Here is a 21,981-nt window from a genome sequence, read left to right as displayed (position 1 = left end):
ACAATAACAAGGATTGCGTCATGACAACCGATGGCCAGCGTTCACTCGCGCAGCGATTGACCGGCATTGATGAGATTGAATGTGTTACGCCGGATTTGAATGGCGTACCGCGCGGCAAAGTGATGACCGCCGAGGGTTTCCTCGAGGGGCGGCGTTTGCAACTCGCGCGGGGCGTGCTGTTGCAATGCATCATGGGCGGTTACCCGGCTGCGCGGTTTTACGGCAGCGATGACGGTGATCTCGCGTTGATTGCCGAACCGACCCAGATCCATGCATTACCGTGGAGCGACGAACCGCGTGCTCTGGCCATTTGCGATGCCGATGAGCTGACCGGCGAAAGCTCAAACCTCTCAACCCGTGGTCAGCTAAAAAAGATCATTGCTCGTTACGCCGCACGCGGCCTGGCGCCAGTAGTGGCGACCGAACTGGAATTCTTCGTCTTCGCGCCGAACACTGATCCGACTCAACCGTTCCGGCCGCCAGTAGGTCTTGATGGTCGTCGTGAGGACGGCCAATCGGCGTTCAGCGTCAGTTCCAATAACGGTCTGCGGCCGTTCTTCAACGAAGTTTATAAATGCATGGCGGCTCTCGGTCTGCCGCGCGATACCTTCATGCATGAAATGGGTGTCAGCCAGTTCGAGATCAATCTGCTGCACGGTGATCCACTGCTGCTGGCCGACCAGACGTTCCTGTTCAAGCACCTGCTCAAGGAAGTTGCGCTCAAGCACGGCCTTACCGTGGTGTGCATGGCCAAACCGCTGGCGCACACGCCGGGCAGTTCGATGCACATTCACCAGAGCATCGTCGACAGCAACAGTGGCAAGAATGTCTTCAGTGATGAGCAGGGTCAGCCGACAGCGATGTTCCGCCATTTCATCGGTGGGCAGCAGGCAGGCATGGCTGAGTTCACCGCACTGTTTGCACCCAACGTGAATTCCTATCAGCGTCTGTGCCATCCGTATGCATCGCCAAACAACGCCTGTTGGTCCCACGACAACCGCGCGGCCGGGCTGCGCATTCCGGCCAGTTCGCCGGTCGCGCGGCGGGTTGAAAACCGTTTGCCGGGCGCCGATGCCAATCCGTATCTGGCAATCGCTGCCAGTCTGGCCGCCGGTTTGCATGGGATCGAGCACGAGTTGGAACCGACCGAGGCGATTCAGGGCGAGTTCGAGGTGCCGGACAATCTTTCGTTGCCATGTACTTTGCATGCCGCCCTCGAACGTCTGAAGCGTAGCCAATTGGCGAGGGAACTGTTCGGACAGGAGTTCATCGAAGGCTACATCGCTTCGAAGACCATGGAGTTGACCAGCTTCTTTGATGAAATCACTCCCTGGGAACGGCGTGTTCTAGCAGCCCAGGCCTGACGAACTGTCGCCATCGGACTATCGTTTTGATAGTCCGGTCTTTACTGCAAGGAGCCGCTCGGAACGCCGATGCGCCAAATCTGGAAATCCTTTCGAGCGCTGTATTTCGCCTCGCTGATGATGTTGATCGGCTCGGGCCTGCTATCCACTTATCTGGCATTGCGTCTGGCCGCTGACAATGTCGACGGTCTCTGGGTCGGTGCGCTGATGGCGGCCAACTATTTCGGCCTGGTGCTGGGCGGCAAGATCGGTCACCGACTGATCGCCCGGGTCGGGCATATCCGTGCTTATTCAGCCTGTGCCGGGATCGTCGGGGCGGCAGTGCTTGGCCACGGACTGGTTGATTGGCTGCCGGCGTGGCTGGTGCTGCGGACCATCGTCGGTCTGGGCATGATGTGCCAATACATGGTGATCGAGAGCTGGCTCAACGAGCAGGCCGACGCCAATCAAAGAGGCCTGGTGTTCAGCGGTTACATGATTGCCTCGTACCTTGGCCTGGTGCTCGGCCAACTGATTCTGGTCATGCATCCGGGCTTGGGCCTGGAACTGCTGATGCTGGTCGCGCTGTGCTTCGCGCTGTGCCTGGTGCCCGTGACCTTGACTCGACGGATTCACCCGGCACCCTTGCATCCGGCACCGATGGAGCCGCGTTTCTTTATCAAGCGCGTGCCGCAGTCGCTGAGTACGGTGCTCGGTGCCGGTTTGATCATCGGTTCGTTTTATGGTCTGGCGCCGCTGTATGCCTCGCAGCAGGGATTGTCGACCGAGCAGGTCGGTCTGTTCATGGGTAGCTGCATCTTTGCCGGTTTGCTGGTGCAGTGGCCGTTGGGCTGGTTGTCCGATCGTTACGACCGGGCGCTGCTGATCCGCTGCTTTGCCGGCTTCCTGGCGGTGGCGGCGTTGCCGTTGGCGGTGCTGCCGCAGGTTCCGCTCGAGGTGCTGTTCGGGGTTGGCTTCCTCTGTTCACTGGTGCAGTTCTGTCTGTATCCGCTGGCGGTGGCGTTCTCCAATGACCACGTCGAGGGTGATCGCCGGGTTTCGTTGACGGCGATGCTGCTGGTGACCTATGGGGTCGGCGCGAGTATCGGACCGTTGCTCGCGGGTGTGCTGATGAAGCTGTTCGGCAGTCAGAGCCTGTATGCCTTCTTCAGCTTCTTCGCGCTGGTGCTGGTGTGGCGGATCCGGCCGAAAGCCGTGACCAATCTGCATCAGGTCGACGATGCGCCGTTGCATCACGTGGCCATGCCCGACAGCATGTCCAGCTCGCCGTTGGTGGCCGCCCTCGATCCTCGCGTAGATGAGCAAGTGGTGCAGGAGCAGATGGTGCAGGACCCGGTGCAGACGCCGGTGAGTCCCGAGCCCGAACCTGATACTCAGCCAGAACCTGCGGCAGACGCCGAACCGGATAGCGGCAACGACAAGCCTGCACCGGATATCAGTGGCGGCAGACCTTGATCTGAATAAAAAACACCGCGCATAAAAAAGGGCAGTCCCACCAGGGGCTGCCCTTTTTTATTGGTCGCTGCGAATCACATGTCGTCTTTGTCGAAACGGCGTGCTTCACGTTGCAACTGATACACGAAACGCTCGACGTTACGCGCTGCCTGACCACTGATGTTGTGGAAGCGCAGGCCGGCGAAGGTGATGTTGAGTTTTTCTTCGAAGTGCAGATAACGCAGTTCGACGGAGGTTGGCTGGTTGCCGAACAGTGGCGGGGCGATCAAACGGTCATAAACCTGACCCAGTTGCAGGCGATCAGTGATATCGCCTTCGAAACGCAGCTTGCAGCCGGTTGCGGAGATATCCAGCAGTTTGCCGTTGATCGGTGCCTTGAGCTTTTCGCCACCCAGTTCAACGCTGACCAGATCCGTCAGTTTCAGCGCGGCGCGGAAAGCGTTGCGGCGCTGGTGGTAAACCACTTCGGTCGGTAGCTCGCCGGTGTAGAAGCGATCACCGTCGGATTCTTCGATATTCAGCGTGCCGGTGCATTCCCAGGCGATGCGAACGCCTTCATGAAAACCTTCAACCTTGAACGGCTCACCGGCCAGCAGGAAGCGTTCGCCGTCACGGGGGATCATCTCGTCCAGCGCGATCGAAGCGCTGTCGCGGTCGACTTTGATCAGGTAGCTCTGGAAGCGCTGGCTGCGCTCATGGAAGGTGATGATCAGTGGATCGTGGCTTTCTTGCAGCTGGCGCAGGTTGCTGGAGATTTCCAGTGGCGTGGTAAGCACCTTAGGGGGCTGCGGAGCATCATCCGCGCTGAGGGCGTTGGACACGGTTTATCAATCTCCAGACAAAATATGACGACTAGCCAGCATTTTGCCAGCATGTTCCGCGGGTTGATAGAGCTGGCGCATCAACGGCTCATGCCTGGCTGAGCGGACGCGGTACGGCGGGTTTGGCAAAAGTGCCGCTGGCGTTATACAGCGCCGGCGCTTCACCACCCGTGAGGATCTTCAGCTGATTGGCCGTAGCGGCCTGCTGGATCTGGATCGACTGGCCATTCTTGACGTTTGCCGCCTGGCATTGAGCGATCAGATCGGTCAGGGCATCGCCCTGGCTGAGCAGTTGATCGCCAATGCTCGACTGGCCGGCCAGTTGCTCAAGACCTGTACGATCAGTCGGCAGGTTGAGGCTGGCGAGGATTTCACTGCGCTTGCGGCCATGCTGTTCAAGCAGAATGATCAACGCCTGTTTGTGCGCCAGAATTTCTTCCAGCAACGGCATGTCGCGACCGTGCAAGGCGAGGGATTCGGTTTGCAGTAAATCCAGCAATTGTTGAGCTGGAGCAAAGTCGTCGTTGATCAGTTGCAATAAATTAGTGTCGTGCATGGCTGGCCTTGGGTTTTAAGCGTCCAAAAGCCTGGCGCCGGCAAAAGCCTAGCGCTGGGCTTCGAAGTTGAGCAGTTTGCTGGCTACACGGTTGCTGTCGACTTTATAGCTGCCATCGGCAATCGCGGCTTTCAACTCGGCCACACGGGCTTTGTCGACAGCAGGTTGATCGCGCAGCTTGTCAGTGACCTTCTGCAACTGTTGAGCCTCATTGCTGAGGTGTACCGATTCCCCGCTTTTTGCGGTACTGGCCTGTTCGGCCGGGGTATTCAGCGGCGCGGAGGTGCCGGTTTCGGCGGTTTCCTTGGCGTTGCTGGTACGTGTACTGCCCGTAAGTGACGAGGAGCTGTTCAAACGGCTGAAATCGATGACCATGATAAAAACCTCTGGGAATTTGGACGCTTGCCATGTTTTCGGCCATCCCCTGGAAAACTTTAGGCACATTTGCAATGAGCCTTGCATGCGCCGGCGCGTGTCCTGCTGCGGCACAGTTTAGGGAACAGCCGGGGCTAGCGCCAGTTTTCTACATCGCCACTTCCACTTGGCCGGGCGCGGTGACTTGCGCCTTGATGACCCGTTGCGAGTTTAGGTTTTTCACGCGGATCTGTTCTTTCAAACCGCCATTGGCCAGGGCTTCACCGGGCATTCGCACGGCGAGTGTGCCGCTGCGGGCGGTGATCACCACTTGATCGCCTTTGCGCACGACTTCGGCCTGTTCCAGATGCACCAGGGTAATGACCTGATCGGCGACCGTTGGTCGGGTTAATTTCTGTCCGATCGCTTCGTCTACCGAAGTCAGAAAGCCTTGGTTGATCGTGCTCACATCGCGTTCACGCAAGGTCACGTCCTGAGGCTCGATAATCCCTGCGCGTTTCAGCGGCCGGGTGGTCGTCACGATCTCGCGAAACAGGCGGACTTGAGCGGGCACGAACACGGTCCAGGGCGAGGCGCCCTCACAGCGGACCTTCACGGTAACCCGGCCCAATGGACGTGCCGGGCTCTCCAAAGTCGCTGTCAATTCCTTGTCGCACATAGGCATGCGCATACGGGGGTCGAGCTGGTTGACTTCGATTTCGTAGCGGCCTTCCGTTTGACTGGTAGCCAGATAGTCTTCTACGGTGAACTCAAGAAAGCCCTGAGTGACGCCGATAAGCATGTCAGGCAAGGTAACCGCATCAGCAATGGCAGGGCTGCCAGCGAAAAAGCAGCAGACGGCTGACATCGCGCAAAGGCTTTTGCGAGCGCGGGATGTCAGGTGTCGGAAAAATGTCGTTTGAGCGTTCATACGAGTTAAAAAGCAAGCGCCGTGCCGTTTAGCAATGAATGTGCGTCGCAACAACACTTGGCGTTGGTGTAGGAGTCTGGGCATGGCTGGTGTAATGGATTCGGTGAACCAGCGCACGCAACTGGTGGGGCAGAATCGCCTGGAGCTGTTGTTGTTCCGTCTTGACGGTCAGCAGCTCTACGGAATCAACGTGTTCAAGGTACGGGAAGTGTTGCAGTGCCCGTCGCTGACGTTGATGCCCAAGTCCAGTCCTGTCGTGTGCGGGGTGGCAAATATCCGGGGGGCGACCATTCCGATCCTTGATCTGGCAATGGCCACCGGTTCCGGAGCGTTGAAGGACAAGAACAACCCGTTCGTGATCATCACGGAGTACAACACCAAGACCCAGGGTTTCCTGGTTCGCTCGGTGGAGCGCATCGTCAACATGAACTGGGAAGAGATTCATCCACCACCCAAGGGCACGGGTCGCGATCATTACCTGACCGCTGTGACTCGGGTGGACAATCAGTTAGTCGAAATCATCGACGTCGAGAAAGTGCTGGCGGAAGTTGCGCCGACACCGGAAGCGATTTCGGTGGGCGTGGTCGATGTCGAGACCCAGACCAAGGCATTGTCGTTGCGTGTCTTGACGGTCGATGACTCGTCGGTGGCGCGCAAGCAGGTTACGCGTTGTCTGCAAACGATCGGTGTCGAAGTGGTGGCGCTGAACGACGGCAAGCAAGCGCTGGATTACCTGCGCAAGCTGGTCGATGAGGGCAAGAAGCCGGAAGAAGAGTTCCTGATGATGATTTCCGACATCGAGATGCCGGAGATGGACGGGTACACCCTGACGGCGGAAATCCGCGGCGACGCACGCATGCAAAAGCTTCATATCATCCTGCATACTTCGTTGTCGGGGGTATTCAATCAGGCGATGGTCAAGAAAGTCGGTGCCGATGACTTTTTGGCCAAATTCCGCCCTGATGACCTGGCATCCCGGGTAGTCGACCGGATCAAAGCAGCAGATATCAGCTAGGAGCGCTTTGCTCCTGGCGGTCAACACGATTTAAGAGGCGGCATCATTGTCTACGGGTAATTTGGATTTCGAACAGTTCCGGGTCTTCCTGGAAAAAGCCTGTGGCATTTTGCTCGGTGAAAACAAGCAGTACCTGGTCTCGAGCCGTCTCAACAAACTGATGGAGCAGCAAGGCATCAAATCCCTGGGTGAGCTGGTTCAGCGCATCCAGACCCAGCCGCGCAGCGGGTTGCGCGAGCAAGTGGTCGATGCCATGACGACCAACGAAACCCTGTGGTTTCGTGACACCTATCCGTTTGAAGTCTTGAAGAACAAGGTGCTGCCTGAAGCGATCAAGGCCAGCCCCAACCAGCGTCTGCGGATCTGGTCGGCAGCGTGCTCATCGGGTCAGGAGCCGTACTCGTTGTCGATGTCGATCGACGAGTTCGAGCGCACTAACCTCGGTCAGCTGAAGATGGGCGTGCAGATTGTCGCCACGGATTTGTCCGGCCTGATGCTCAACAACTGCAAGACCGGCGAGTACGATAGCCTGGCGATCGGTCGCGGTTTGTCCGCCGATCGTTTGCAGCGCTACTTCGACCCGAAAGGGCCGGGTCGCTGGGTGATCAAGGCGCCGATCAAGAACCGAGTGGAGTTCCGCTCGTTCAACTTGCTCGACAGCTATGCCGCGCTGGGCAAATTCGACATCGTGTTCTGCCGCAACGTGTTGATCTACTTCTCAGCCGAAGTGAAGAAAGACATCCTGTTGCGCATTCACAGTACGTTGAAGCCGGGCGGTTATCTGTTCCTTGGCGCCTCTGAAGCGCTGAACGGTTTGCCGGACCATTACCAGATGGTTCAGTGCAGCCCGGGGATCATTTACCAGGCGAAGTGATTGCAGCGGCAACACAAAAAACGGGAAGCCTTAAAGCCTCCCGTTTTTTTATGCCCCAATTATTTTCCACGAACACCACACCCCCCTGTGGGAGCGAGCCTGCTCGCGAAAGCGGTCTGTCAGTAAAACAGTTGGCGACTGACACGCCGCCTTCGCGAGCAAGCTCGCTCCCACAGTTGTCCGGCGGTGATAGTGATGGGACGGCAAGCGGCAGAAAAGCGGCATCCGGCGGAAACCGGTTGCCGCTTTTCTGGCATTGCCGCTTTGCCGACGTCCCGCAAAGCCCCGGTTTATGGGGGTTTTATGGTTTGGCACGACGCTTGCTAAAGCTCAGTTACGAAAAACCGGTCACCTGAAGGTTCCCGACATGAGCATCAGCTTCGATAAAGCGCTCGGCATTCACGAAAAGGCATTGGGCTTCCGCGCCCAGCGTGCCGAAGTGCTGGCCAACAACATCGCCAACGCCGACACCCCGAACTACAAGGCTCGGGATCTGGACTTCTCCAAAGTGCTCGAAGCACAGACCGAGAAAACCAAAAGCGGTGGCAACTTTGCCCTGAACATGACCAACAGCCGTCACATCGAAGCTGAAGGCTTGGGCAACGGCGACGAGTCGCTGATGTATCGCACGCCGATGCAGCCTTCGATCGACCAGAACACCGTGGACGCCCAACTGGAACAGTCGAACTACGCGGAAAACGCCGTCGGCTTCCAGGCCAGCTTCACCCTGCTCAACAGCAAATTCAAAGGGCTGGTGTCAGCCCTGCGCGGAGAGTAATCCATGTCCCTGTCCAGCGTTTTCAACATTGCCGGCAGCGGCATGAGCGCACAAACCACGCGTCTGAACACCGTGGCCTCGAACATCGCCAACGCCGAGACCGTCTCGTCGAGCATCGACCAGACCTACCGCGCCCGTCACCCGGTATTCGCCACCATGTTCCAGGGCGGCCAGAACAACGGCAGCAACTCGCTGTTCCAGAGCCAGGACGCCGCCGGTCAAGGCGTGCAGGTACTCGGCGTGGTCGAAGACCAGAGCAACCTCGAAGCGCGCTACGAGCCGAACCATCCGGCGGCTGACGCCAAAGGCTACGTCTACTACCCGAACGTCAACGTGGTGGAAGAAATGGCTGACATGATATCCGCGAGCCGTTCGTTCCAGACCAACGCCGAAATGATGAACACCGCCAAAACCATGATGCAGAAGGTGCTGACCCTCGGTCAGTAATAAGGGGCGACTGCCATGAGTGTTACCGATACCACCAGCACGCCGAGCCTGAAGGACATCCTCGCTAACTCGACGAAGACCAGCAGCACCACGACGGGCGGCATCGCTTCGGCGACCAACAGTGCCACTGGCGGTCAAGCGCTGGGCAAGGACGCGTTCCTGCAACTGCTGGTTACCCAGCTGAAAAACCAGAACCCGCTCGATCCACAGGACAACAGCGCATTCGTTGCCCAGTTGGCGCAGTTCAGCAGCCTTGAAGGCATCACCACGCTGAACTCCACCGTGAGCGGCCTGGCCGGCAATTACAACTCGTCGCAGGCGCTGCAGGCGTCGTCGCTGGTCGGTCGCAACGTCATCGTGCAGACCAACACCGCGCAGCTCGACGATCCGACCAAAGGCCTGACCGGTTCGGTCACTGTGCCATCGTCCATCGCCGGTGGCACCGTGACCATCACCGACAAGGATGGCAAGACTGTTCGCACCATCGACCTGGGCAGCCGCGCCGCTGGCGCCGCCAGTTTCACTTGGGATGGCAAGGACACCAGCGGCACTGTGGTGCCGGTCGGCACTTACACCTTCAAGGCCAACGCACCGATCAACGGTACGGCGACCGATCTGGCAACTTACCTGCCGGCAACAGTCAACAGCGTGACGATCAGCCAGACCGGTGGTGAGCTGATGCTCAACCTCGCTGGCAAGGGCTCCGTTGCCCTGTCCAAAGTACAAACCATTGGTATATAGAGCCGACTAACCGGCAACAAAGGAGTGGAATATGTCTTTCAATATCGGCCTTAGCGGTCTCTATGCAGCCAACAAACAACTGGACGTGACCGGCAACAACATCGCCAACGTCGCGACCGCCGGTTTCAAATCGTCCCGTGCAGAATTCGAAGACGTTTACTCGGCGACCCGTCTGGGCACCGGCAGCAAAGTCATCGGCAACGGTGTGCGCCTGGCCAACGTTTCCCAGCAGTTCACCCAGGGTGACATCAACAACACCGGCAACGTGTTGGACATGGGTATCAATGGTTCCGGCTTCTTCACCATGAGCAACAACGGCTCGATTTCCTATACCCGTGCCGGTACTTTCAAAGTCGACGACGCCGGTTTCATCACCAACACCGATTACACCTCGCGCCTGCAAGGTTACGCTGTGGATTCCAGCGGCAAGATTGTCAAGGGCGTGTTGACCGACCTGAAGATCGACACCTCGAACCTGGCGCCAAAGTCCACTTCCGCCGTGGCTTCGAGCATCAACCTGAACTCGTCGGCACCAGTGATCGTTGATACTGGCGCCACCGCTGTCAAGTTCGATCCGTCCAAGGTCGAGACTTACACCGAGTCGTTCAGCACCCCGATCTATGACACGCAGGGCAACAAGCACAACATGGATCAGTACGTCGTGAAGACGGGCGAAAACACCTGGAAGGTGTACACCCTGGTCGACGGACGCAATCCGGATGCCACCGGCAGTGATCCAGCCAACGCTGCCACCCCTCCGATTGCATCGACCCTGACATTCGACTCTGCCGGCAAACTGCTCCAGGTCAGCACGCCTGCCGCGGTTGCAGGTGATCCTCCGGTGATCAGCAGCGATCTGACCCTGATGAACTGGAAGCCAGGCACAGTGACCAATGGTGTCTTTACACCTAACGGCGCAGCTGCCAACCCGAATGGCGTGACCGTTTCCATGGCCAAGACCACTCAGTACAACGCGGATACCTCGCGTACCATCCCGACTCAGGATGGCTACGCCACTGGCCAGATCACCAACCTGACCATCGACGGCACCGGTACGCTGTTCGCCAACTTCAGCAACAACCAGAACAAGGCGATCGGCCAGGTTGCCCTGGCCAGCTTCACCAACGAGCAAGGTCTGCAAGCAGTAGGCGGCACCAGCTGGAAGGAAACCTTCGCTTCGGGCATCCCGGGTTATGACGCTCCGGAAACCGGCACACTGGGTTCCATTCAGTCCAACTCGCTGGAAGAGTCGAACGTGAACCTGACCAATGAGCTGGTGGACCTGATCAAGGGCCAGAGCAACTATCAGGCGAACGCCAAGACTATCTCGACTCAGAGCACCATCATGCAGACCATCATTCAGATGACCTGATTCTGGTTTGAGTCGTACCCAGGAGCCCCTCGTTTCGAGGGGCTTTTTTGTGGGCGTGGTAAGGGGGGCGGTAGTTCTGCGGAACAGTTGTGCCGGAAGTCTTCACTCTGCCTCCGTTCACTTGGACACTCAGGGTTGTCAGATACGACAGGCATGAGAGGGAAGGGCTTTTTCTCTCGGGCAAAAGAAAACCCCCGACACACCAGAGGTCTGTCGGGGGTTTCTCATTCAGGTGTCTTGCAACACCTGAACACGCTCAGCTTATTGGCAAGCTTCGCAATCCGGCTCGTCGATTGCGCAAGCCTTTGGCACTGGAGCAGGACCGGCAGGGGCTGCCAGAACCGAATCGTCGCCGTGGTTGCCGCCGCTGGAAACAGCGTTCAGCTTGCCGGTGTTGATGGTCGACTTCTCGGTGCTGGTCGCGGCCAGGGCACGGAGGTAGTAAGTGGTTTTCAGACCACGGTACCAAGCCATGCGGTAGGTCACGTCGAGCTTCTTGCCCGATGCGCCGGCGATGTACAGGTTCAGCGACTGGGCCTGGTCGATCCACTTCTGACGACGGCTGGCCGCGTCAACGATCCACTTGGTGTCCACTTCGAACGCGGTCGCGTAGAGCTCTTTGAGTTCTTGCGGGATGCGCTCGATCTGCTGAACCGAACCGTCGTAGTACTTCAGGTCGTTGATCATGACCGAGTCCCACAGACCGCGAGCCTTGAGGTCGCGAACCAGGTACGGGTTGATCACGGTGAATTCGCCCGACAGGTTCGATTTCACATAGAGATTCTGGTAGGTCGGTTCGATCGACTGCGATACGCCAGTGATGTTGGCGATGGTCGCGGTCGGTGCGATGGCCATGATGTTGGAGTTACGAATGCCTTTCTGTACACGGGCGCGAACCGGTGCCCAGTCGAGGGTTTCGTTCAGGTCGACATCGATGTACTTCTGGCCACGTTGCTCGATCAGGATCTGTTGCGAATCCAGCGGCAGGATGCCTTTGGACCACAGCGAACCCTGGAACGTCTCGTACGAACCGCGCTCGTCAGCCAGGTCGCAGGACGCCTGGATTGCGTAGTAGCTGACCGCTTCCATCGACTTGTCGGCGAACTCGACGGCAGCGTCGGAACCGTAAGGGATGTGCTGCAGGTACAAAGCGTCCTGGAAGCCCATGATGCCCAGACCGACCGGGCGGTGCTTGAAGTTGGAGTTCTTCGCTTGTGGCACCGAGTAGTAGTTGATGTCGATAACGTTATCGAGCATGCGCACAGCGGTGTTCACGGTGCGTTGCAGCTTGGCGGTATCCAGCTTGCCATCGACGATGTGGTTCGGCAGGTTGATCGAGCCCAGGTTGCAGACGGCGATCTCGTCCTTGTTGGTGTTCAAGGTGATTTCGGTGCACAGGTTCGAGCTGTGAACCACGCCGACGTGCTGCTGCGGGCTGCGCAGGTTGCACGGGTCTTTGAAAGTCAGCCATGGGTGGCCGGTTTCAAACAGCATGGAGAGCATTTTGCGCCACAGGTCTTTGGCCTGGATGGTCTTGAACAGTTTGACCTTGCCTGGGTATTCGGTCAGGGCTTCGTAGTACTCGTAGCGCTCTTCGAAAGCTTTACCGGTCAGGTCGTGCAGGTCCGGAACTTCGGATGGCGAGAACAGGGTCCACTTGCCGTCATCGAAGACACGCTTCATGAACAGGTCAGGGATCCAGTTGGCAGTGTTCATGTCGTGGGTACGACGACGATCATCACCAGTGTTCTTGCGGAGTTCGATGAACTCCTCGATGTCCATGTGCCAGGTTTCCAGGTAGGCACACACAGCGCCTTTGCGCTTGCCACCCTGGTTAACGGCTACGGCGGTGTCGTTCACCACTTTCAGGAACGGAACCACGCCTTGCGACTTGCCGTTGGTGCCCTTGATGTACGAGCCCAGAGCACGAACAGGCGTCCAGTCGTTGCCCAGGCCACCGGCGAATTTCGACAGCATGGCGTTGTCGTGGATCGCGTGGTAGATGCCCGACAGGTCATCCGGCACGGTGGTCAGGTAGCAGCTCGACAGCTGTGGACGCAGGGTACCGGCGTTGAACAGGGTCGGAGTCGACGACATGTAGTCGAAGGACGACAGCAGGTTGTAGAACTCGATCGCACGGTCTTCTTTCTGCTTCTCTTCGATCGCCAGGCCCATGGCCACGCGCATGAAGAAGATCTGCGGCAGTTCGAAACGCACGCCATCCTTGTGGATGAAGTAACGGTCGTACAGGGTTTGCAGGCCCAGGTAGGTGAATTGCTGATCGCGCTCGTGGTTGATCGCCTTGCCCAGTTTTTCCAGGTCGAAGGAAGCCAGCACAGGGTTCAGCAGTTCGAACTCGATACCTTTGGCGATGTAAGCCGGCAGTGCCTTGGCGTACAGGTCGGCCATTTCGTGGTGAGTGGCGCTTTCGGCCACGCCAAGGAAGCCCAGGCCTTCGGCACGCAGGGTGTCCATCAGCAGGCGGGCGGTGACGAACGAGTAGTTCGGCTCGCGTTCAACCAGGGTACGGGCGGTCATCACCAGGGCGGTGTTGACGTCGGTCAGGGCCACGCCGTCGTACAGGTTTTTCAGGGTTTCGCGCTGGATCAGGTCGCCGTCGACTTCTTCCAGGCCTTCGCACGCTTCGGTGACGATGGTGTTCAGGCGGCCCATGTCCAGCGGCGCCAGGCTGCCGTCAGCGCGGGTGATGCGGATCGACGGGTGCGCGTTGACTGCTTCTTCGGCCGGGGCGTGGGCAGCGCGTTCTTTCGAACGGCCGTCACGGTAGATCACGTAGTCGCGGGCAACTTTCTGCTCGCCGGCACGCATCAGGGCCAGTTCGACCTGGTCCTGGATTTCTTCGATGTGGATGGTGCCGCCCGACGGCATGCGACGCTTGAAGGTCGCGGTGACCTGTTCGGTCAGACGCGCAACAGTGTCGTGGATTCGCGACGAAGCGGCAGCGGTACCGCCTTCAACTGCGAGGAACGCTTTGGTGATAGCGACGGTGATCTTGTCATCGGTGTAAGGAACGACAGTGCCATTGCGCTTGATCACGCGCAGTTGACCAGGCGCGGTGGCTGCCAGATCCGAATTCGAATCGGCGGCCTGCGGCAAGGTGCCCTGCGGGTTCTCGCGAGTTGTGTCGGTTTGCATGGGGGGTGGTCTCCACATTCTCTATGTTTGTTTGGCACCGTCATGGTGCTCACCGTTCTGTACCGAAGCACTGCAACCGACAAACGTCGGCGTAACAACTTCGGAACAGTAGGAAAAAGGCTTGTAACGCCGCATCCTTGCCGAAGTCTTTGGCGCCGAGCCAAGGCTCGGGCCAAACTCCTTTCAGGGTGACAGTAATGACTGCAACACCCGTACCGTTCCGGTCGTTTCCGGCCTAAAAAACGGTGCCATCCGCAAGTGCGGTTTGGGCTTTGAAAAACTTGCTTGGTTCAACCGGAAACTGGCAATAAAGCACTTGAGTTTCAGGTCCTAAATGTGGTTGGGCGTTTGAGCGGAAAACCCCATATGTAGGGTCTCTCCTCGCGCCGTGCTACAAGATAATGCGTTTCAAGGGTGCTTGCAACGTACTAGCTGTGGATAAACCTGTGCGTAAATTGTGTAAGAAATCCGGAATTCGCGTGTAGGCCGCGAACCTGCTGAGCTAGACCGTCTGTCACTGTTTTTTCACTGGGAAAAACGCTTCAGCGGATTTTTAAGGGCGCGAACCCTATCACAAAAAACCGCCGTATCCGAACGCATTTACCGACTTGTGTTCTGGCTGTACGCCGTTTATACAATCGGCCCCTGTGCAGGCATTCTTATCCTCCCGAAACATGACAAAAGCACGGGAGGATCTGAAACTGTGGGAGCGAGCCTGCTCGCGAATGCGCTATGTCAGATGACTCGGATGTTGGCTGGCAGGACGCCTTCGCGAGCAGGCTCGCTCCCACAGGGAATTGTGTTGGGTCAGACGTTCCTCCTTTATCAATAACAATAGAAAGCAGAGGTCACCGGTGGAGCAACAAGCCTTTCAGGTATTGATCGTCGAGGATGACCAGCGGCTGGCCGAACTGACGCGTGACTACCTGCAAGCCAATGGACTGCGCGTGGACATCGAAGGCAACGGTGCGCTGGCGGCGGCGCGGATCATCAAGGAGCAGCCGGATCTGGTGATCCTCGACTTGATGCTGCCCGGCGAAGATGGCCTGAGCATCTGTCGCAAGGTGCGCAATCAGTACGACGGGCCGATTCTGATGCTCACCGCGCGTACTGACGATGCCGATCAGATCCAGGGCCTGGATCTCGGTGCCGATGATTACGTGTGCAAACCGGTGCGCCCGCGCCTGTTGCTGGCCCGCATTCAAGCGTTACTGCGACGTAGCGATACCCCCGAGCCAGTGGCAGAGAACCGTCGTCTGCAATTCGGCCCGCTGGTGGTCGACAACGCCTTGCGCGAAGCGTGGCTGAGTGACAACGGCATCGAGCTGACCAGCGCTGAGTTCGATCTGCTCTGGCTGTTGGTGTCGAACGCCGGGCGCATTCTGTCCCGCGAGGAAATCTTCACCGCACTGCGCGGGATCGGCTACGACGGCCAGGACCGCTCGATCGATGTGCGTATCTCGCGCATCCGCCCGAAAATCGGCGACGACCCGGATCATCCACGCTTGATCAAAACCGTGCGCAGCAAAGGCTATCTGTTTGTCCCCGAAGCCTGCGTCGATCTGCCGCTGTGAATTCGATCTTCCTGCGCATCTACGGCGGCATGTGCGCTGCGATCATTCTGGTGGCGGTGCTCGGCGTGCTGGCGCTGAACCTGCTCAATCAGGTGCGCAGCGAACAGTATCGCGAGCGCTTGGCCCACGGCACGTTCTCGCTGATGGCCAGCAACCTGCAACCGATGAACGAAACCGAACGTCATCGGGCGCTGCTGGTGTGGGAGCGGTTGCTGGGGATTCCGCTGGCGCTGAAAAAGGTCTCCGAAACCGATCTCGACCTGTCCCAGCGTACCCGCGTGCAACGTGGTCAGGCCCTGGTCGAGCAGACCGGCCCGCACGCGGCCAAGGTCTATCGAATGGTCAGCGACAAAGAGCAACTCGTCCTTACCGGCGAAGTGCAGCAGATCAGCGAGCAACTGGCGCGCGCGACCATTTATCTGTTGGCCGATGAACTGGTGCGGGTGCCCGTCGGCGAGCAGCCGAAACGATTGGCGCAGATAAAGGAAGAGAAGGGCTTCGGTTTTGATTTGCGCCTGGTCACGGTCAACGATGCCGACATGGACGAAGACCAGAGTCGTCGCGTGGCCGAAGGCGATACGGTGATGGCGCTGGGCAAGGGCGGCGATTCGATCCGCGTGTTTGCCGGCATGGTCGGTACACCGTGGGTGCTGGAGATCGGCCCGCTGTATCAGATGAACCCGTACCCGCCGGAATGGCTGGTGCTGATTGCGGCACTCGGTCTGAGCCTGATCGGCCTCATCGTTTATCTGCTGGTGCGCCAGCTCGAACGGCGTTTACGCGGTCTCGAAGCGGCGGCCACGCGGATTGCCAAGGGCAGCCTGGAAACCCGTGTGCCGGCGCGCGGTGCCGACTCGGTCGGGCGTCTGGCGTCAGCGTTTAATGGCATGGCCGAGCACTTGCAGCAGCTGCTGGCGATCCAGCGCGAACTGGTGCGCGCGGTGTCCCATGAATTGCGCACGCCAGTGGCGCGTCTGCGGTTCGGTCTGGAAATGATCGGTTCGGCGACCACCCCGCAAGCGCTGGAGAAGTACCGCGAAGGCATGGATCACGACATCGAAGACCTCGATAAACTGGTCGATGAAATGCTCACTTACGCGCGGCTGGAGCAAGGTTCGCCGGCGCTGACCTTCCAGCGCATCGATCTGGATGCGCTGGTCAATCAGGTGATTGAAGAATTGGCGCCGCTGCGTGCCGAGGTCACCGTGCAGCGTGGGTTGTGCCTGTCCGCGGCGGATAACGATGATGCCTGGGTCGAAGCCGAGCCGCGTTATCTGCATCGGGCGCTTCAGAACCTGGTGAGCAACGCCATGCGCCACGCACGCTCGAACGTGACGGTGAGTTATCAGGTCGGGCAGTTACGCTGCCGCGTTGACGTCGAGGATGACGGGCCGGGCGTGCCGGAAGTGGCCTGGGAGCGGATTTTTACGCCGTTTCTGCGCCTCGACGACAGCCGTACGCGGGCGTCGGGCGGGCATGGTCTGGGCTTGTCGATCGTGCGGCGGATCATTCACTGGCATGACGGCCGGGCGATCATTGGCAAGAGCAAAAGTCTGGGTGGGGCGTGTTTCAGTCTGAGTTGGCCGAGGAATCAGGAGCGCCGCTGAGTATTTGCGGTGGCTCGGCAGGCCCCATCGCGAGCAGGCTCACTCCTACAGGTTTCAGGGGTGTACCTTGAATTTGTGCTCACCACGGAAACTGTGGGAGCTGGCTTGCCAGCGATGAGGCCCTGACAGCCAATGAAAATCCTCAGGCTTGAATGCTGACCAGACTCAACAATTGCCCATCCCGCACACCGAACTGCGCATCAAGTTCGGTGCCGTGACGCCATTCGGCAGACAGGTCCGTCAGCAACCGCAAGCGCACCTGACCCGCCTCCGTCCATTCCAGCACCTCAGCGTGCTCAAAATAAAAGCGCTGCTGCACAATCGGGTACAGCGCTTTGAACAAGCTCTCCTTCACCGAAAACGTCAGCGTCACCCACAACGCCAACTGCTCTGGCGAACCCGCCGCCATGCGCTGCATTTCTGCCGGCGTGAGGATTTCCCCGGTCAGTCGCTCGGCGCGCTCGGTACTGAGCAGGTTTTCCAGATCCATGCCCAAGCCCCGCCAATGTTGCTTGTTGGCGACAATCGCGGCGGCGTGACCGGTGCTGTGAGTGATCGAACCGCAAATGTGCGCCGGCCAGATCGGCGCGCGATCTTCGCCGATCGCCGGAACCACGCTGGAGCCTTCCAGTTGCTGCAACGCCGCCCGGGCACAGATTCGCCCGGCGAGAAACTCGGCCTGACGTTTGGCGACTGAGCGCTGAATGCTTGGCGGCGCCTCGATGGCGCTGCGCAGGAAGTCGTCGCCCAGCAATCGCGCCGGGTCGAAGTGGGTGCTGAGCAGCACGGTGTCGGGCAATACCGTTGGCAACGGCCAGTGGCTGTCGAGCGCGGTGCAGCAGGCGGGGAGGGCGGGGGTGAGATTCATGGCGGGCATTTTGCCGGTTAGTCGGGGCGAGGTCGAGTTCGTAGGATGATCGTTCCCACGCTCTGCGTGGGAATGCCTCATCGGACGCTCTGCGTTCGGCTCTTGGGACGCGGAGCGTCCCGGGCTGCATTCCCACGCAGAGCGTGGGAACGATCAGCGTGGGAACGATCAGGTGCGGATGGGTTAGCTGAAGATTTTCTGGAAAAACGCTTTCATGTCCGCCCAGGATTTTTCATCCGCCGCTTTGTTGTACCCAATGTCCGGGCCGCCGTGCTCGCCATGGCTCAGGCGATCGGCATCGGGGTTGGTGAAGCCATGCTTGGCGCCATCCAGACTGACAAACTTGTAGTCTGCCCCGGCCTTGTCCATTTCCGACTTGAACGCGGTGACGTTGTCCGGGGTGACCATGCTGTCCAGCGCACCGTGCTCGACCAGAATCTTCGCCTTGACACTGCCAGGCGTTGCCGGGGTCTTGGTCGCCAGCGCACCATGGAAACTCACCACGCCCGCCAGCGGCTCACCTTGCCGCGCCGCATTGAGCACCACGCCACCGCCGAAGCAGTAACCGATGGCGGCAATTTTATTCACGTCGGTCTGCGGCTGCTTCTTCAGTAGATTCAGCCCCGCCTCGAAACGTTTGCTCGAGGCTGCCGCGTCCGCCGTCGCCGCCTGCATGAACGCCATCGCGTCTTTCGGGTGCTCGGTGTTCTTGCCTTCGCCGTACATATCGATCGCCAGGGCGCTGTAGCCGAGCCCGGCGAGATCCCGTGCGCGGCGCTTGGCGTAATCGTTCAGGCCCCACCATTCATGCACCACGACGACTCCCGGGCGCTTGCCTTTAATAGCGTCGTCATAGGCGTAGTAGCCGATCAGCTTGGTGCCGTCGGCGCTTTGATAGGGAATTTCTTCAGTCTTGATCGCCGCCTGAGTGAGGCTGCTGACAGCGAGCAAAGTAAGGGCGAGGAACAGGCGCATGGTCGGGTCTCCTGACAATAAAGGGTCAAAACAGCCTAGTTCATTTGGTTCAGGTCAGGTTCAGAGACGGTTCAGGGGCGGTACAGGGGAGGGTCAGTAACCTTGCGCCATACCCAAACAGCACTGTGAAAGAGGAAATACCCATGACTCGTTTTAACAAACTGTTGCTGGCATTGAGCGTAATGAGCGCCAGTATCGCGGCCCAGGCCGACACCACTTCGAACTTCGCCGGCCTGAGCTTCGGCCAGACCAGTGACAAGATCAACAAATCCAACTCGCTGAACAACAACCTCGATCATCCGAATGCCACTGGCGCGATCGACGGCAACAATACCTACGGCGTGCGCCTCGGTCAGCAAAACAGCCAGGGCCGTTATTACGCTACCTACGACAATGTGTCGGGTTCGCACAATGGCATTAAACTGCGTCAGGAAAACCTGCTGGGCAGCTACGATCTGTTCTACCCGGTGGGCGGCAGCACCAAGTTGTTCGGCGGTGCGACGGCCGGTTTGACCAAACTGACTCAGGAGTCGCCAGGCTTTAGCCGCGACAGTGATATCGGTTATGCCGTCGGCGGTCAGCTCGGTGTGTTGCAACAAGTATCGCAAAACACTTCGGTCGAACTCGGTTACCGTTACCTGCGCAGCAATGCCAGCACCGAGATGAGCGAGCGCGGTGGCAGCAAGCAAGGCTCGCTGGATTTGACCAGCAGCGCCCAGACTTACCTGTCGGCCAACTACAATTTCTAAGGCGTTGCCAGCAGGTTCAATGTGGGAGCGAGCCTGCTCGCGAAAGCAGTGAATCAGTCGATCAATTTATCGACTGACACACAGCCTTCGCGAGCAGGCTCGCTCCCACAGGTGTGTGACTGGAGATTCTGATTTACCCGGGAGAGTGTTATGAAACTGTTGGTCGTCGAAGATGAAGCGCTGTTGCGCCATCACCTGCAAACCCGCCTGACGGAAAGTGGCCACGTGGTCGAGTCCGTGGCTAATGCCGAAGAGGCGCTGTACCAGACCGGACAGTTCAACTTTGACCTGGCGGTGATCGATCTCGGCCTGCCGGGCATGGGCGGCCTCGACCTGATTCGCCAGTTGCGCGCGGGTGGCAAGACCTTCCCGATCCTGATCCTTACCGCGCGTGGCAACTGGCAGGACAAGGTCGAAGGCCTCGCCGCCGGCGCCGATGATTACGTGGTCAAACCGTTTCAGTTCGAAGAACTCGACGCGCGCCTGAATGCCTTGCTGCGTCGCTCCAGCGGATTCACCCAGTCGACCATCGTCGCCGGCCCGCTGCTGCTCGACCTCAATCGCAAACAGGCGACCCTCGACGAGCAACCGCTGGCGCTGACCGCCTACGAGTACCGCATCCTCGAATACCTGATGCGTCATCATCAGCAAGTGGTGCCCAAGGATCGCTTGATGGAACAGCTCTACCCGGACGACGACGAGCGCGATCCGAATGTCATCGAAGTGCTGGTCGGCCGTTTGCGGCGCAAACTCGAAGGCCCAGCCGGGTTCAAGCCGATCGACACCGTGCGCGGCCTCGGCTACCTGTTCAATGAGCGCTGCACTTGATTCGTTCCCTTCGCGTTCGCTTGATGCTCGCCGCCACCACGTTGGCGGTGTTGTTCATGCTTGCCTTGCTGCCGGCGATGCAAGGCGCGTTCAGCCTTGCCTTGCAGGATTCCATTGAACAACGGCTGGCTTCGGACGTGACCACGCTGATCTCGGCCGCGCGCATCGAAAACGGTCGGCTGGTGATGCCCAATCAGTTGCCGGATGAGCGCTTCAATCTCACCGATTTCCGTTTGCTCGGCTACATCTATGACCGCGAAGGGCACCTGGTCTGGCGTTCGAAAGCCACCCAGGAAGAGCAGATCAACTACAAACCGCGTTATGACGGCCTCGGTAATGAGTTTGCGCGGATCCGCGAAAGCAACGGTCAGGAATTCTTCGTCTACGACGTCGAAGTGAAATTGCTCGGCGGCAAAAGCGCGGCGTTCAGCATCGTTGCCCTGCAACCGGTGCGCGAATACGAAACCACCCTCGAAGGCCTGCGCGAAAATCTCTATCTGGGCTTCGGCGCTGCCCTTCTCGTGCTGCTGGCATTGCTGTGGATCGGCCTGACTTGGGGCCTCAAAGCCTTGCGCCGGCTCAGTCAGGAACTCGACGAAATCGAAGGCGGTACCCGTGAAAGCCTGACCGAACAACATCCCCGTGAACTGTTGCGCCTGACCGGCTCGCTCAACCGTTTGCTGCACAGCGAACGGCAACAGCGCAGTCGTTATCGCGATTCTCTCGATGACTTGGCGCACAGCCTGAAAACACCGTTGGCAGTGCTGCAGGGCGTCAGCGAAGACATGGCCCAGCGTCCCGAAGAACGCGATCAAGCCTGGGTGCTGCAGAGTCAGATCGAACGCATGAGCCAGCAGATCAGCTATCAATTGCAACGGGCCAGTTTGCGCAAAAGCGGGCTGGTGCGGCACCAGGTGCGACTGCAGCCGGTGCTGAAAAGTTTGTGCGACACACTGGACAAGGTTTATCGAGATAAGCATGTGCGGGTGGCCTTTGATCTCCCTGAGCATTGCTACGTGCCCATCGAGCAGGGCGCGCTGCTGGAGATGATGGGCAACTTGCTGGAAAACGCTTATCGCCTGTGTCTGGGCGAAGTGCGCATCAGCGTGCGCGAGACCCTGGCCGGAATTGAACTGTGCGTCGAAGATGACGGCCCGGGCGTGCCACCGGATCAGCGTGCGCGGATTCTTGAGCGTGGCGAACGGCTGGATGCCCAGCATCCGGGGCAGGGCATCGGGCTGGCGGTGGTCAAGGATATTATTGAAAGCTACAACGCCAAACTGGCGTTGGGTGATTCGCCGATGGGTGGGGCGGCGTTCAGGATTCATTTTTCGGCGGTGTGATTGGGAGAACCTTCACCCCAGCCCTCTCCCAGAGGGAGAGGGGACTGACCGAGGTGTCTGGCGTTATACATCGACCTGAAATAGCCAGTCGATTATGGATTCATTAGAGGGCGTTCAGATCGGCGTACATCTTGAACATCCCCCATTCAGTCCCCTCTCCCCCCGGGAGAGGG

Annotated in this window: 20 protein-coding genes; 13 read left to right on the top strand and 7 right to left on the bottom strand. The window is 58.9% G+C overall.

Annotated elements, in window-relative coordinates; translation table 11 throughout:
- Window positions 1-122: 122 nt before the first annotated feature.
- Together ACZZ0G_RS04200 and ACZZ0G_RS04195 are read left to right on the top strand one after the other, a co-directional pair.
- Window positions 123-1,364 (top strand): glutamine synthetase family protein, encoded by a 1,242-nt coding sequence (locus tag ACZZ0G_RS04200; protein ID WP_463558818.1) that lies wholly within the window; start codon window positions 123-125, stop codon window positions 1,362-1,364.
- A gap of 69 nt (window positions 1,365-1,433) precedes the next feature.
- A complete protein-coding gene (locus ACZZ0G_RS04195) occupies window positions 1,434-2,819 on the top strand; it encodes an MFS transporter (protein WP_463555404.1) in 1,386 nt (461 codons plus the stop codon).
- A gap of 74 nt (window positions 2,820-2,893) precedes the next feature.
- Here the strand turns inward: ACZZ0G_RS04195 and ACZZ0G_RS04190 are convergent, their stop codons facing one another.
- The 4 genes from ACZZ0G_RS04190 to flgA form a co-directional block, all read right to left on the bottom strand.
- On the bottom strand, window positions 2,894-3,640 hold the full coding sequence (locus ACZZ0G_RS04190) for a flagellar brake protein (RefSeq protein WP_038369504.1): 747 nt from the start codon (window positions 3,638-3,640) through the stop codon (window positions 2,894-2,896).
- Between the two features lie 88 nt (window positions 3,641-3,728).
- Window positions 3,729-4,196, bottom strand: coding sequence for a flagella synthesis protein FlgN (locus tag ACZZ0G_RS04185; RefSeq protein WP_463555403.1), 468 nt, complete (start codon window positions 4,194-4,196; stop codon window positions 3,729-3,731).
- Between the two features lie 48 nt (window positions 4,197-4,244).
- On the bottom strand, window positions 4,245-4,571 hold the full coding sequence (gene flgM / locus ACZZ0G_RS04180) for a flagellar biosynthesis anti-sigma factor FlgM (protein WP_007960324.1): 327 nt from the start codon (window positions 4,569-4,571) through the stop codon (window positions 4,245-4,247).
- Between the two features lie 148 nt (window positions 4,572-4,719).
- Window positions 4,720-5,481, bottom strand: coding sequence for a flagellar basal body P-ring formation chaperone FlgA (gene flgA / locus ACZZ0G_RS04175; protein ID WP_081265242.1), 762 nt, complete (start codon window positions 5,479-5,481; stop codon window positions 4,720-4,722).
- 82 nt (window positions 5,482-5,563) lie between these two features.
- Here flgA and ACZZ0G_RS04170 point away from each other — a divergent pair, with 82 nt between their 5' ends.
- The 6 genes from ACZZ0G_RS04170 (at window position 5,564) to flgE (ending at window position 10,708) form a co-directional block, all read left to right on the top strand.
- Window positions 5,564-6,496 carry a chemotaxis protein CheV gene (locus ACZZ0G_RS04170; RefSeq protein WP_007917585.1) on the top strand — a complete coding sequence of 311 codons (933 nt, stop codon included), beginning with the start codon at window positions 5,564-5,566 and terminating at the stop codon, window positions 6,494-6,496.
- A gap of 46 nt (window positions 6,497-6,542) precedes the next feature.
- Window positions 6,543-7,370: a protein-glutamate O-methyltransferase CheR gene (gene cheR / locus ACZZ0G_RS04165; RefSeq protein WP_463555402.1), complete on the top strand. Its 828-nt coding sequence runs from the start codon at window positions 6,543-6,545 to the stop codon at window positions 7,368-7,370.
- A gap of 367 nt (window positions 7,371-7,737) precedes the next feature.
- Window positions 7,738-8,148, top strand: a complete 411-nt coding sequence (gene flgB, locus ACZZ0G_RS04160) for a flagellar basal body rod protein FlgB (protein WP_463555401.1) — start codon at window positions 7,738-7,740, stop codon at window positions 8,146-8,148.
- A gap of 3 nt (window positions 8,149-8,151) precedes the next feature.
- Window positions 8,152-8,595 (top strand): flagellar basal body rod protein FlgC, encoded by a 444-nt coding sequence (gene flgC / locus ACZZ0G_RS04155; RefSeq protein WP_463555400.1) that lies wholly within the window; start codon window positions 8,152-8,154, stop codon window positions 8,593-8,595.
- Between the two features lie 15 nt (window positions 8,596-8,610).
- Window positions 8,611-9,336: a flagellar hook assembly protein FlgD gene (gene flgD, locus ACZZ0G_RS04150; protein WP_463555399.1), complete on the top strand. Its 726-nt coding sequence runs from the start codon at window positions 8,611-8,613 to the stop codon at window positions 9,334-9,336.
- A 31-nt stretch (window positions 9,337-9,367) separates the two neighbouring features.
- Window positions 9,368-10,708: a flagellar hook protein FlgE gene (gene flgE / locus ACZZ0G_RS04145; RefSeq protein WP_463555398.1), complete on the top strand. Its 1,341-nt coding sequence runs from the start codon at window positions 9,368-9,370 to the stop codon at window positions 10,706-10,708.
- Between the two features lie 261 nt (window positions 10,709-10,969).
- On the opposite strand, the gene ACZZ0G_RS04140 is transcribed toward flgE, so the two are convergent.
- Entirely contained in the window at window positions 10,970-13,864 is a 2,895-nt protein-coding gene (locus tag ACZZ0G_RS04140) for a ribonucleoside-diphosphate reductase subunit alpha (protein ID WP_463555397.1), read from the bottom strand.
- Window positions 13,865-14,718: 854 nt separating this feature from the next.
- On the opposite strand from ACZZ0G_RS04140, the gene ACZZ0G_RS04135 reads away from it, so the two are divergent.
- Together ACZZ0G_RS04135 and ACZZ0G_RS04130 are read left to right on the top strand one after the other, a co-directional pair.
- The gene (locus ACZZ0G_RS04135) at window positions 14,719-15,438 is read left to right on the top strand and encodes a response regulator (protein ID WP_463555396.1); all 720 of its coding nucleotides are present in this window, start codon (window positions 14,719-14,721) and stop codon (window positions 15,436-15,438) included.
- Window positions 15,435-17,045, top strand: coding sequence for an ATP-binding protein (locus ACZZ0G_RS04130; RefSeq protein ID WP_463555395.1), 1,611 nt, complete (start codon window positions 15,435-15,437; stop codon window positions 17,043-17,045). Before ACZZ0G_RS04135 ends, ACZZ0G_RS04130 begins: the two co-directional genes overlap by 4 nt.
- A gap of 142 nt (window positions 17,046-17,187) precedes the next feature.
- On the opposite strand, the gene ACZZ0G_RS04125 is transcribed toward ACZZ0G_RS04130, so the two are convergent.
- Window positions 17,188-17,913: a 4'-phosphopantetheinyl transferase family protein gene (locus tag ACZZ0G_RS04125; RefSeq protein ID WP_463555394.1), complete on the bottom strand. Its 726-nt coding sequence runs from the start codon at window positions 17,911-17,913 to the stop codon at window positions 17,188-17,190.
- Window positions 17,914-18,096: 183 nt separating this feature from the next.
- Window positions 18,097-18,888 (bottom strand): dienelactone hydrolase family protein, encoded by a 792-nt coding sequence (locus ACZZ0G_RS04120; protein WP_463555393.1) that lies wholly within the window; start codon window positions 18,886-18,888, stop codon window positions 18,097-18,099.
- Window positions 18,889-19,031: 143 nt separating this feature from the next.
- Here ACZZ0G_RS04120 and ACZZ0G_RS04115 point away from each other — a divergent pair, with 143 nt between their 5' ends.
- The 3 genes from ACZZ0G_RS04115 (at window position 19,032) to ACZZ0G_RS04105 (ending at window position 21,808) form a co-directional block, all read left to right on the top strand.
- The gene (locus ACZZ0G_RS04115; protein ID WP_463395205.1) at window positions 19,032-19,637 is read left to right on the top strand and encodes a hypothetical protein; all 606 of its coding nucleotides are present in this window, start codon (window positions 19,032-19,034) and stop codon (window positions 19,635-19,637) included.
- 150 nt (window positions 19,638-19,787) lie between these two features.
- Window positions 19,788-20,465 carry a response regulator transcription factor gene (locus ACZZ0G_RS04110; protein WP_016987432.1) on the top strand — a complete coding sequence of 226 codons (678 nt, stop codon included), beginning with the start codon at window positions 19,788-19,790 and terminating at the stop codon, window positions 20,463-20,465.
- Window positions 20,462-21,808, top strand: coding sequence for an ATP-binding protein (locus tag ACZZ0G_RS04105; RefSeq protein ID WP_463555392.1), 1,347 nt, complete (start codon window positions 20,462-20,464; stop codon window positions 21,806-21,808). Before ACZZ0G_RS04110 ends, ACZZ0G_RS04105 begins: the two co-directional genes overlap by 4 nt.
- Window positions 21,809-21,981 lie beyond the last annotated feature (173 nt).

Source organism: Pseudomonas sp. AC169, assembly GCF_979258515.1.
This window is presented reverse-complemented; position numbering and strand designations above follow the sequence as displayed.